At 39.1% G+C, this 12246-nt stretch carries 7 protein-coding genes; 4 read left to right on the top strand and 3 right to left on the bottom strand.

The window, feature by feature from the left end; translation table 11 throughout:
• Positions 1-49: 49 nt before the first annotated feature.
• Positions 50-1090, bottom strand: a complete 1041-nt coding sequence (locus QQK06_RS14020; protein ID WP_284245359.1) for a FecR family protein — start codon at positions 1088-1090, stop codon at positions 50-52.
• Positions 1087-1662, bottom strand: a complete 576-nt coding sequence (locus tag QQK06_RS14015) for an RNA polymerase sigma factor (protein ID WP_284245358.1) — start codon at positions 1660-1662, stop codon at positions 1087-1089. Before QQK06_RS14015 ends, QQK06_RS14020 begins: the two co-directional genes overlap by 4 nt.
• A gap of 383 nt (positions 1663-2045) precedes the next feature.
• Between QQK06_RS14015 and putP the strand changes: the two genes are divergently transcribed.
• The 3 genes from putP (at position 2046) to QQK06_RS14000 (ending at position 7753) form a co-directional block, all read left to right on the top strand.
• Complete coding sequence (gene putP, locus QQK06_RS14010) at positions 2046-3488, top strand: sodium/proline symporter PutP (RefSeq protein ID WP_431313661.1); 1443 nt, start codon at positions 2046-2048, stop codon at positions 3486-3488.
• Positions 3489-3668: 180 nt separating this feature from the next.
• Positions 3669-7493 (top strand): bifunctional proline dehydrogenase/L-glutamate gamma-semialdehyde dehydrogenase PutA, encoded by a 3825-nt coding sequence (putA, locus tag QQK06_RS14005; RefSeq protein WP_284245356.1) that lies wholly within the window; start codon positions 3669-3671, stop codon positions 7491-7493.
• Between the two features lie 89 nt (positions 7494-7582).
• On the top strand, positions 7583-7753 hold the full coding sequence (locus QQK06_RS14000; protein ID WP_284245355.1) for a hypothetical protein: 171 nt from the start codon (positions 7583-7585) through the stop codon (positions 7751-7753).
• 292 nt (positions 7754-8045) lie between these two features.
• Here QQK06_RS14000 and QQK06_RS13995 read toward each other — a convergent pair whose 3' ends face one another.
• Positions 8046-10241 (bottom strand): M4 family metallopeptidase, encoded by a 2196-nt coding sequence (locus QQK06_RS13995; RefSeq protein WP_284245354.1) that lies wholly within the window; start codon positions 10239-10241, stop codon positions 8046-8048.
• 472 nt (positions 10242-10713) lie between these two features.
• Between QQK06_RS13995 and QQK06_RS13990 the strand changes: the two genes are divergently transcribed.
• Positions 10714-12186: a serine hydrolase gene (locus QQK06_RS13990; protein WP_284245353.1), complete on the top strand. Its 1473-nt coding sequence runs from the start codon at positions 10714-10716 to the stop codon at positions 12184-12186.
• The last annotated feature ends 60 nt before the right edge of the window (positions 12187-12246 follow it).

Raw genomic sequence — 12246 nt, 5'->3', positions numbered from 1 at the left:
AACATAGATTTAACGTGCGCTACACGTTAAATCTATGTTTAGAACGTAATTATGCTTTTTTAGTCAGCAATATTTTATTGGCATCCAGTCGTTGAGACTGAATATTAAAGGAAAGTTCTAACGCTTCAATTAATGCGTCACTGTCGTCTAAGTCAAAACGACCACTTATACGTATATGATGTAAAGAAGGATCTTTTAACACGATTTTTATATTAAAGTAACGATTCACTTCTTCAATCACATCAAACAATTCTTCATTATCAAAAATCAATTTGCCATCAAGCCATGAAAGTTCGCGCTCTATATTTTCTGGCTTAAACTGGGTGATTATCGGGGCTTGTTCATTTGCCACGAATACATTATCGCCTTTTGCCAGATATATATCATCTTTTTGAATGTCAGCAGTATTAATTGCTTTAATGTCGGCTAGTTTGCTATCAACGTTCACTTTTGACATTTTTACTTTTCCATCTGTTACCGTTACCTGAACATTTTTAGCGTGTAAGTGGACAACAAATTTTGTTCCTATCGCCTGCACCAGACGATCACCAACATAAACAATAAATGGACGTTCAGGGTCGTGAGCCACTTCAAATAACGCCTCACCCTTGACTAATTTAATCAGCCGCTTTTCATCAGAAAATTCTGTTTCAATTCGACTATTGGTATTTAAATGAATAATTGAACCATCATCGAATGTGGCATCTAACTGCTGTCCTGTGATAGTTGCATAGGAATTTTTCTCTACGCTACCAGGTGTTAGTAACCATATAAATATAGCGAAAAAACTAATCGACGCGGCTAAAGCGAAAGGAGTGAAAATAGGCTTTAAAATTGGCCATAAAGTCACACTTTCTGGGGCGGAATGTTTATCATCGAGACTATTGAGCACTTCATCCATATCATCCCAGATATCAGCCATCGCTTTTAATGCCGCCGGATGTCTTTTGTCCGCTGCTAACCAATGCTTGAGCTCTTTTTTCGATTGTTCTGATAAATGACCATTATCTAATCTGACCAACCAAAGAGACGCTTCGTCATCAATCGTATTGCCGTTATGAAGTGAAACCACGTTATTATCTATATTCATTTGGCACGCTCTTCACTTGATTGACTATCTGACTTTGACTGTATAGTTTCATTCACTTCATATCCTTGAGCATAAAGAGACTGTTTACATTGTTTTAACCCCGCTGCGATATATTTTTCAACGGAACTTACTGATACATCCATCTTCTTTGCTATTTCTTTGTGGCTTAAGCAATATAGTTTTCTCAACAATATCGCGCGGCGGTGCTTTTCTGGTAATGAACTCAATACTTGATTAAAACGTTTAAATTTAAGTTTTTGATACAAGGCTTGTTCAACTGAATCTCCCTCATCATTTTCTAATAAGGCATCATCGAGCTCTATATGCATTTCTTTTGATTGTTGCATCAATTTTTTAAGCACTATATTTCTTGAGACAACAAACAAGTAACCTTTAGGAGAGTTAATTTGTTGCTTCGCATCTGAATGTAAAACTCGAATAAGAGTTTCTTGTAAAATGTCATCGACATCTTGTTGCTCGACACTCATCTTCATAATAGAGCGCACTAAACCATCTCGGCACGACTGAAATGCTTTTAACACTCTATTATTCGACTGTTTATTTGTTGGCATTTAATGTTTCCAAAAATACACGCTTCTTTTAAAGAGTGTATTGGTAGCATAATCCATAAATATTTTTACTTTTCATCTTAGAACATCTGTTATTTTAGCACTTTTCATTATCAAAATATTTCCCCCTACATTTTTAATGTCGCAATTCACTATAAAAAGCAAGCTACTTTCAGCACTAATGATAGAGATAAAGCAACATAAAATAATGACTTAGATTAACTATCAGATGCACAACTTAAATTTTGTCATAAATAGTTATGGATTCATCAATAAGGCCACTCTTTAATCGTATCGACGAGTGAAACACTTATACAAAAAATAAAAAGGTGGAAATTATTTTGGAATTTGAAACGCTATTTTCTTTAGGTCTTTATTTTACCGCCATGCTTGGCATCGGCTTGTATGCATACCGGAAATCAACCAGTGATGTTTCTGGTTATATGCTTGGTGGTAGAAGCTTAAGTCCAAGTGTCGCTGCACTTTCTGCCGGCGCATCTGACATGAGTGGTTGGATGTTAATGGGACTACCTGGCGCTATGTATATTTCAGGTCTAAGTAGTTTATGGATAGCGGTTGGTTTAGTGATTGGCGCTTTTTTAAACTATCTTATCGTGGCCCCTCGCCTGAGAACCTATACCGAAATAGCGAATGATTCTATCACCTTGCCTGACTTTTTTGAAAATCGCTTTAATGATAACTCTCGGCTATTACGAATTGTCTCTTCGCTGGTTATTGTGATTTTTTTCACACTTTATACCTCAAGCGGTATTGTTGCTGGTGGTAAATTGTTTGAAAGCTCTTTTGGTTTAAATTATGAAATCGGCTTATATGTTACTGCCGGTGTTGTCGTCGCATATACGCTATTTGGTGGCTTTTTAGCGGTCAGTTTAACGGACTTTGTTCAAGGCTGTATCATGTTTATCGCTTTGGTATTAGTCCCCATCGTCGCTATTTATGAAGTGGGTGGTTTATCGGCAATGCATTCAAGCATTAATACTTTAGATCCTGACCTATTAGATATTTTTAGTGGTATGGGTTTAATCAGTATTCTTTCAGCAATGGCCTGGGGATTAGGTTACTTTGGTCAACCCCATATCATTGTTCGTTTTATGGCGATACGCAGTGTTAACGACATGCCTACTGCTCGTCGTATTGGTATGAGTTGGATGATAGTGTCTATTATTGGCGCTATGGCGACAGGTTTTGCCGGTATTGCGTTTGTTCTCAAAACCGATCTAAAACTCGATGATGCTGAAACTATTTTTATTCTATTATCGCAAATATTATTTAATCCACTGATTGCTGGCTTTTTATTAGCGGCTATCTTAGCAGCTATTATGAGTACAATATCTTCACAGCTTTTGGTGACATCAAGTTCTTTAACTGAAGATTTTTATAAAACCTTTTTGCATCAAAGTGCCAGTGACAAACAGCAAGTATTGGTTGGACGGATTTCAGTATTTATCGTCGCGCTAGTGGCAATCTATTTAGCCTATGACAGAGATTCTTCTATATTATCTTTAGTCAGTAACGCTTGGGCAGGTTTTGGTGCCGCGTTTGGTCCGGTAGTAATAGGCAGTTTATACTGGAGAAAAATGACCAGAAACAGTGCCTTAGCAGGTATGGTGACGGGTGCTGTCACAGTACTATTGTGGATTTATGCTCCGATCACTATTAATGGCCAGTCATTAAGTTCTGTGATGTATGAAATAGTGCCTGGCTTTATTTTATCATCGTTAGCGATCTACGTGATCAGCAGTTTCTCACCACAACAGGAAGTGAAGGTATTGCTCAAGCATGATGAAATGTTAAGACATCATGGTTAAAGATGATCAGATTTAGGCTGAGTAGCTAATGAGTTCAACAGCTAAAAGATAACAAATTGTGAAGTATGACATTTAAAAGTTAGTGTATAACATATACAATCACTTTTAATATGATGTAAATTAATTGCAAATGGCATAAATAGTTTCAAACGCTATTTACTAATTTTTGAGGGCAAATAAATGCTTTTTAATGATCCGTTAATTTCTGACTGTCCAATTCGGCAGAAAATCCGTGAATTTTATCGTATCGATGAAAATATCGCTGTAGATCACATTCTACCTGCAGCAGAAGTTAATGTCAGTGCCAGAAGCAGGGCTTGGGAACGAGCTCGAAAAATGGTATTGAAAATTCGCCAAGACCAAGAAGGTAACGGTGCAATAGACGCCTTATTAAATGAATACTCACTATCGAGTGAAGAAGGCGTGGTATTGATGTGCCTGGCTGAGGCTTTATTACGAGTACCAGATAAGCAAACTCAAGATGCATTAATTCGTGATAAAATTTCTCAAGGACAATGGAGTTCACACCTAGGAAGCAGTGATTCATTATTTGTAAATGCGTCATCTTGGGGCTTATTGATTACCGGTTCTATGGTCAATTATGCCGATAAACGTAAACAAGACAATTTTGGCTTATTGAAAAAAACCATCGGCCGCCTTGGTGAACCGGTTATTCGTAAATCAATGAACTATGCCATGAAAATTATGGGCAAACAGTTCGTTATGGGCGAAACAATTACCGCAGCAACTGAACGTGCAGCCACTAAAGAACAAAGTGGTTATGTCTACTCTTATGATATGCTCGGCGAAGGCGCGCGTACCATGGATGACGCTCTGCGCTATTTAAAATCTTATCAAGATGCGATAGAAACTATTGGTGCCATTGCTCGTAACTCAGGTAAAAACGACCCACGCAGAGTACCTGGTATTTCAGTGAAACTTTCTGCCATCCACCCACGTTATGAATTCAGCCACAAAGAACGGGTCATGGCTGAAATTGTTCCCAAATTGAAAGCACTGTGTTTACAGGCAAAGAGCTATAATATTGGCTTAACCGTTGATGCCGAAGAATCTGAACGACTCGATATCTCACTTGATATCATAGAAGCAGTATTTAGTGATAACGATTTAGCCGGCTGGAACGGTTTTGGTATTGCCTTGCAAGCCTATCAAAAACGTGCACTATGGGTCGTTGAATGGTTACGTGCTTTGACGTTACGTGTTAACCGAAAAATGATGGTACGCTTAGTAAAAGGTGCCTACTGGGATACCGAAATTAAAAATACTCAAAAAGATGGCCATCAGCATTTTCCAGTATTTACCCGTAAATCTTCTACTGATGTTTCGTACCACGCTTGTGCCAATAAATTGCTAGATTATCGAGATAGTATCTATCCGCAATTTGCCACCCATAATGCCTATACCGCAGCCACCATAGTTGAGCTTGCTGGCGACGATAAAGAGGGATTTGAATTCCAATGTTTACATGGAATGGGGGATTCGTTATATGATCAAATCGTGTCAGGTGAAAACATTCAATGTCGCATTTATGCGCCTGTTGGTCATCACGAAGATTTATTAGCTTATTTAGTGCGTCGCTTATTAGAAAATGGCGCGAATTCTTCATTTGTTAATGCCATTGTTGATGAGTCGCAACCCGTAGAATCGTTACTTGAAGACCCGGTTGAAAGAACACAACGGTTAAAAGAGAAATACAATCATCAAATCACTAAACCTATTGCCTTATATCATGATAAAAATGGTGTCGGCCGTGATAACTCTATCGGATTAGATTTAAACGATATTGACGAAATCTCTTCGTTAAAAACGTCTCTCGATAATTGGTTTGCCAATAACCTACTCAATAAAGACGAATTGCCTGAAGGTTCCGTTGCGGTGAAAAATCCGGCAAATCATAGTGAAGTCATTGGTTATCATCAATTTCATAACCAAAATGATATGCTGGCAATGATAGATAGCGCAGAAGCAGCGTTTAGCTCATGGTCACAAACCCCGGTTGCTGAACGTGCTCAGTTATTATGCCGTATTGCCGATATTCTTGAACGTCACATGAATGAACTAATTGCCATGTGTATTAAAGAAGCCGGAAAAGTCGCCCAAGATGGAATTGATGAAGTACGAGAAGCCGTTGATTTTTGTCGATATTATGCCGAACGAGCGATTGAACTTGCAGAAGATGAACGGCTAGAACCTCGTGGCGTAGTATTATGTATTAGCCCATGGAACTTCCCATTAGCGATATTCTTAGGACAAGTAGCCGCTGCCATAGCAACGGGTAATACGGTATTAGCCAAACCTGCCGAGCAAACAGGTTTAATCGCCTTATATACTATTGAGCTCATGAAATCCGTTGGTTTACCTGACGGAGTTGTACAAGCGGTCATTGCCCGAGGCAGTCAAGTTGGCAGTGTTATTGTACCTGATGAGCGCATTCAAACCGTTATGTTTACCGGGTCAACCGAAACCGGTACTCGAATATCACAAACCTTGGCAGAGCGCGGCGGAGATCAAGTACCTTTGATTGCGGAAACTGGTGGTCAAAACTGTATGATTGTCGATTCTACAGCGCTACCTGAACAAGTGGTTGATGATATTATTTCATCCGGATTTCAATCTGCTGGTCAACGTTGTTCAGCACTGCGGGTGCTATATTTGCAAGACGATATTGCCGATGATGTCATTACTATGCTCAAAGGTGCACTTGCCGAATTACATGTTGGCGACCCTGCACAATTAAGCACAGATATTGGTCCGGTCATTGATCAAAAAGCCTTAGATGCACTAAATGCCCATAGTGATTATATGAAAACTAATGGCAAGCTACTTTACCAGTGCAATATTTCAGATGAAGTTTCAAATAATGAACATTTCTTTTTTGCACCGCGTCTTTATGAAATAAATGATATTAACGTCTTAAAACGGGAAGTGTTTGGTCCTTGTGTACATGTTATTCGTTTTAACGGTGAAGACATTGAAAAAGTAGTCGACCAGATAAATGGTACAGGTTATGGCTTAACCATGGGTATTCATACCCGAATTAACCATAGAGCACTTGAATTGGCCAAGCTATCACGTGCAGGTAACGTTTATGTCAACCGTAATATGATTGGCGCCATTGTTGGTGTTCAGCCTTTTGGTGGCCGTGGTCTTTCAGGAACAGGGCCAAAAGCTGGTGGCCCGAATTATTTAGCTCGTTTAGTGAAAGAAAAAGCAACTCCAGATGCAGAACAATTCAATGTTTTACCTGCACAAGCAGAAGCTTTAGAAGGAGATGAAACCGCGGCAGCTGAAGCCTTGTTGTTTATGGACAAAGCTAACACAGCAGAAAAAGATTGGCGCTTAACTGAGCTTAATACTCGTATTTCATATGTGCGTCAATTATTAGCGAAAATAGCTCATGTTGATATCGTCGATGATTTAGCCGACGATTTAAACCGCACTTTAACTGCGGCGCGTGCACAATTAATTAGCATTGAAAAACGTTTGAAAAAACCAACCATACTCCCGGGACCAACAGGTGAATCCAATATTCTTTATCTGGAAAACCGAGGGAATGTTATTTGTTTTGCCGATAAAAATGTTAGCTTTCACTTTTGGACATTGTCGATTGTGACTGCATTAGCCACAGGTAATACCGTAATCTCAGTAGTTTCTGATTTATTTTACGACGAAGCAATAGCGTTTAGAGAAAAGTTCATCGCCACGGGTGCTGATAAAAATGTCTTTCAAGTAGCAAAATTACGCCACTTATCAACGATGCTGGCTCATCCTGCCTTGTCAGGTGTAGTCGTTGATAGTCAGTGTGACAGAAAGCACTATATCAGTGAAAAGCTGGCTGAACGTCAAGGTGCTATCTTACCTGTGATCAGCTCTGAATATTTTGATAATTTGATCCAACGTTTATTAACAGAAAAAACCATCAGTATTGATACCACAGCTTCTGGTGGCAATACCTCGTTAATGACCTTGGTTGAAGAAGAATAATGCTGTATTTCACAGGTGAATTAACCAACAAGGGCATTTGCTAATGCCCTATTAAATTAACAACAAAGAGAATACAACAGGTAAATCAAATGGCAGCTAGCAATAACCCTTCAGCACAAAATATAGATGATGATAAAAAAAGCTCCGATATACTAAAAGAGCAAGAGCTTAGCGCTAAAGAAAGAGCCCCCTACGTTGTGGCTTGTAATAACGAGCAAGAAGACGATGAGCATTATAGCTTTATCTTGGGTTACAATTAACAAGCAAATTGTTGCTCGCTAACGGCCAAATAAATTTAGAAGTAGTAGCTAAAATCTCAGCTAATACTTCTGATTTCTTAGCCCATTTGAATTCTTTTAACTCTTGAGCCGTACATAATACATTTTGTCATCAAAATGAATGATGTGATGCGTATTATTTTGTTCAGAAATAGAAAATAAAGATCCTAAAAAAAATACCCAAAACCTACATGCTATAAGCATTACGGTCTTGGGCATTTATCTTTGTTAACTCAAATGAATGACATCATTTAAGCCAAGGTTACTGAATAGCTTAAGGTTGCCATTCCATTGTTACATTCATACCGCTAGAAGCAGCATAGCCATAAATACCAACATTCCAATTACCTGCTGCTGGGTTATTGATAGTACAGCTTTCAGTATTACCACTGGCCCATGAACGACATGCGTAAGTAGAAGTTGTTGGGTTAGAACCTTGTCTGATATATAAATCAGCATCGCCACTACCACCACTCATAGTGACAGTTAATGTTGACATACCCGCAGGAATATCAAGTGCAGTATAATCCCACTGACCTCTAGATAAGCTCAGGTTGGTTTTTGATTCACTACCACCTGTAACACCGCCTGTGCTTTCAGTAAAGCTACCTGTTAAACCTACACCGTCAAATGTTGAATAAGCACGTACCATCACGTGATAAGTACCGGCTTGTGGTGTGCTAAAGCTACATGATTCTGTATTACCATTTTTCCATGGACGACAGTCATAGCTACTCGTCGTAGGTGCTGAGCCAAATTTCACGTAAAGGTCAGCATCACCTGAACCACCCGAAATATTAAAGCTCAAATCTGAAGCGCCTGCTGGTACTTCCATCGTAAAATCAAGCTCTTGACCGGTAGAAGCTTCCAACCCTGTCATTTCAACACCATTTTCTAGGACATCAGTTGTTGGAGTTGTTGTTCCTGGACATGACCCTACACCAACGGCACACCAGGCAGTTTCAACAGCTGTTGCTTCTGTCGCACCATAAAGATCAGTTGCCGCTTGTGCAGTCGCACTTCTTGCACCAGCAAAATCTGTACTTGATGACATATAAGTCGTTAATGCACGGTAAAAAATTTGCTCAGCTTTTGCTAAACCAATACTAGGTACAACCGCTGACGATTTACCGCGAGGATGAGTACCACCATCAACTACTAATTGGTATGCAAGGTTAGCAATACCTGAGTTACCGTGAACACCACCGTGATCATTTGAGTTAGTTGGGTTGCTAGTAAATGAGATACGATCTGGATACCAGTCTGTTGAATAACCATCTTGGGTTGGGTTATTCATATAACGTAGCGCACCGCTACCTGATGCCATCACTTCTTCACCTAATAACCAGTCTGGCTGTGTACTGCCTTTTTTGTAGGCATCAGCAGACATACCTAAAATATCAGACCAAGCTTCATTCAACGCACCAGAGGCATTTTCGTACACTAAACCTGCGGTATATTCAGTGACACCGTGCGTTAATTCATGACCAACAACATCAAAACCATTAGTTAAATCAATAAATTGAGAACCGTCACCGTCACCGTACCACATACGGTTGTTATACCAGAACGCATTATTGTAGTTAACGCCAACATGTACCCCAGAAACCACCGTCATATCTGAACCATTGATACTTAAACGGTTAAACTGTTCTTGATAATAGTCATAAACTTCTGAAGCCGCATCGTGTGCACGCTGTGCAGAGTCTTCATTACAAGCTTCATTATTAGTACATAATAATGTACCGCGAGGCGTCGATGGACCAACAGTACTTTCACTGATGTGATTCATATCATCGGTTTGCCAGTTTTTCGCCTGATGTACTTGTGCGTGACGTGTTAATACTGATTGATCTTCAGCATCGATAAATAGGAAATCATCACCAAAATCGTCACCACCGTTATTCCAAGTAACTCGAACTCTCCAAGCTAACTTAGTTTCATCCGTTAGTGGTAAATAGATATAAGATAATTCAGGTTTCCCTTGGATATCACCGATTTGTGCTGCCACTTCTTTTGCCAGCTTACGGCTTTTTCCATTCCCTTTATGTACATTAACCTTACTTTCAGGATCAGGATTTACCGCTAATTTACCGGTGACCGCATAGATATTAACTAAGTCTTGGCCGGTTTCTTTATCGGTATGCATCATCATGTTAGTACCATAGACATTCAAACCATTAATCGTTTGAGTAATACGGCTGTGACCTTTACCTAAGTTATCTTTCCATTGGTGCTTTACTTTAAAGTTTTCATTACCATGAGCATGGTAATTAGCGTTTTCATTAACAATTTTCTTTAACGCTGCGACTTCTTGACCTGGTGCAAGATTACCTAACTTGCCACTCACAAATGCCGGACGACCTTTTTCAGTTTTATTATGAATTTTTACGTTATTACCCATTGCCATCACCGACGTTGTCGCTAATGCAAGAGTGATGGCCGCTGCCACTGGTTTTAACATTTTCATGTATTATCCTCTATTGCGTTCTAGAACTTTTGATTTATCTTTTGTTATTGTTATTAGTCCGTTGAAACAAACAAGCTGTTATCAGCATTTTTACCAATATCAGTTTCTGATGTTTAACGTCCTATAAAATCTATAGAAAATACAAATGTTAACTAGTCAAAACACGACAATTTTTAGTACAAATCGGACCTTATCTACACAGCTAATTTTGTCGATAGAATTCGCCGTAACTCTTTCCCCAAACTGTTTGATAATTAATAATATTTTTCAAAAATAGTAAAAAAACGACCGTTAATGGTAAATTTCAGACAAACAACGCATGAAACTGGATAACTTTTTCGTCATAATTCGACCAAATAGCTAGTAAGATACTGTTTATCTTAGATAAACCCAGACAAAATAAAGTTTATGGATTCTGGCGCAAAAATTGCCAACTTCACTATGTATTTAATCGCAAGGAAAAAACAATAAGATGCATAAAAACATTATCACCAGAAAAATCAATAAGTTAAGCTTAACCGCCTTCTTATTGATTGCTTGGACATCAACAGCATTCGCTGATCAAATTGACGACTTTTTAGTTAAAACCATGAAGGAAAAGAACATTCCAGGGTTGCAGCTAGCGATTGTTAAAGACCATAAAATCGTCAAAACAGCTCACTATGGTCTTTCCAATATCCAACATCAGGTGCAAGTAACAGATAACACGCCGTTTCCAATATTTTCCATGACTAAAGCGTTTACTGGTGTCGCTATCATGCAATTGGCAGCAGAAAATAAACTGGCCGTTTCCGATAAAATTTCAAAGCACTTAGCCAATTTACCTAAAGCGTGGCAGGATTTGACCATAAGACAATTGCTTAGCCATACCTCCGGACTGCCTAAGATCTTAAATGGCCACGGGGTTGATTTGATTGCAAATGGCCAGCCGGATCCAGCTTGGCAAAAAGTACTAACTTTGCCGATGCGCTTTAAAACTAACACCCAATTTGAATACAACCAAACTGGTTATATTCTACTCGGCAAAATTATCGACAAATTGTCCGGTCAACCGTTTGTTGATCACATCCAGCAAAATCAACTAAAAGAAGTACCAATGCCGATCACCTTGGCTGCCGGTTTTGCTCATACCCAAAAGATAATCCCACATCAGGCACAACCCTATGTTACTGGTGCCAGCGGCAAACTAGAAAATCTGCAAATCACCTTTGATCCATTTTTCAGAACCGCCGCAGGTATGAGTGCTACTGCAAGCGAACTGGCGCAGTTTATATTGGCGCTACAACAAGAAAAATTATTAACCCAACAACAACTTGATACTCTGTGGACACCAAACATTTTAACAAACGGTAAAACAGCCGGCTTCAATGATTTTGAAAATGGTTATGCCCTAGGCTGGCAAACCATCAGCCGAAATCAACACCCGGCAATCAGTGCCAGCGGTGGTAATGCCAACTCCATGGTGATATACCCGAACGATGATTTAGCTATTGTGGTATTAACCAATAAATTAGGCAGTTTGCCGATCAATTTTATCGACGAAATTGCCGGTTTTTACTTCCCTGAAATGAAAGCAGAAAATGGCTGGGGCATGTCAAAGGCTTTATTTAGCCTCTATCAATCTATAAAAGCTAAAGGCTTTACTCAGGCGATTGCTGTTGCTAAACAGTTACAACAAAAACAAGGTTTAACTTTTGATGTCGCTAAAATAAATACTTTGGGTTACCGCTATGTCTTTAAGAAGCAATTAGAAAAAGCCTTGGAAATATTTAAATTAAACGTTTATTTATTTCCCGAAAATGCCAATACCTATGACAGCTTAGGCGAAACCTATGCCGCATTAGGAAACAAGAAAAAAGCAATCGAAAACTACCAAAAAGTACTGGAGCTTTTACCTGATAACACTCACGCTACAAAGCAGCTCGAGATGCTGATGGCACAATAAAACAGTTTAAAATCGCCAGCCAGCTAATGCCCAGCTTTTATATCAGGTTTTAGCTGGCAG

This window comes from Thalassotalea insulae (assembly GCF_030161395.1).
GTDB lineage: Bacteria > Pseudomonadota > Gammaproteobacteria > Enterobacterales > Alteromonadaceae > Thalassotalea_E > Thalassotalea_E insulae.
Note: the sequence above shows the minus strand (reverse complement) of the source record. Positions and strands in the feature narration are given on the sequence as shown.

What these genes read in the sequence shown, in the direction of transcription:
- QQK06_RS14020 (WP_284245359.1), bottom strand. Translation starts at nt 1,090, where the DNA reads ATGAATATAGATAATAACGTGGTTTCACTTCATAACGGCAATACGATT.
- QQK06_RS14015 (WP_284245358.1), bottom strand. Translation starts at nt 1,662, where the DNA reads ATGCCAACAAATAAACAGTCGAATAATAGAGTGTTAAAAGCATTTCAG.
- putP (WP_431313661.1), top strand. Translation starts at nt 2,046, where the DNA reads ATGCTTGGCATCGGCTTGTATGCATACCGGAAATCAACCAGTGATGTT.
- putA (WP_284245356.1), top strand. Translation starts at nt 3,669, where the DNA reads ATGCTTTTTAATGATCCGTTAATTTCTGACTGTCCAATTCGGCAGAAA.
- QQK06_RS14000 (WP_284245355.1), top strand. Translation starts at nt 7,583, where the DNA reads ATGGCAGCTAGCAATAACCCTTCAGCACAAAATATAGATGATGATAAA.
- QQK06_RS13995 (WP_284245354.1), bottom strand. Translation starts at nt 10,241, where the DNA reads ATGAAAATGTTAAAACCAGTGGCAGCGGCCATCACTCTTGCATTAGCG.
- QQK06_RS13990 (WP_284245353.1), top strand. Translation starts at nt 10,714, where the DNA reads ATGCATAAAAACATTATCACCAGAAAAATCAATAAGTTAAGCTTAACC.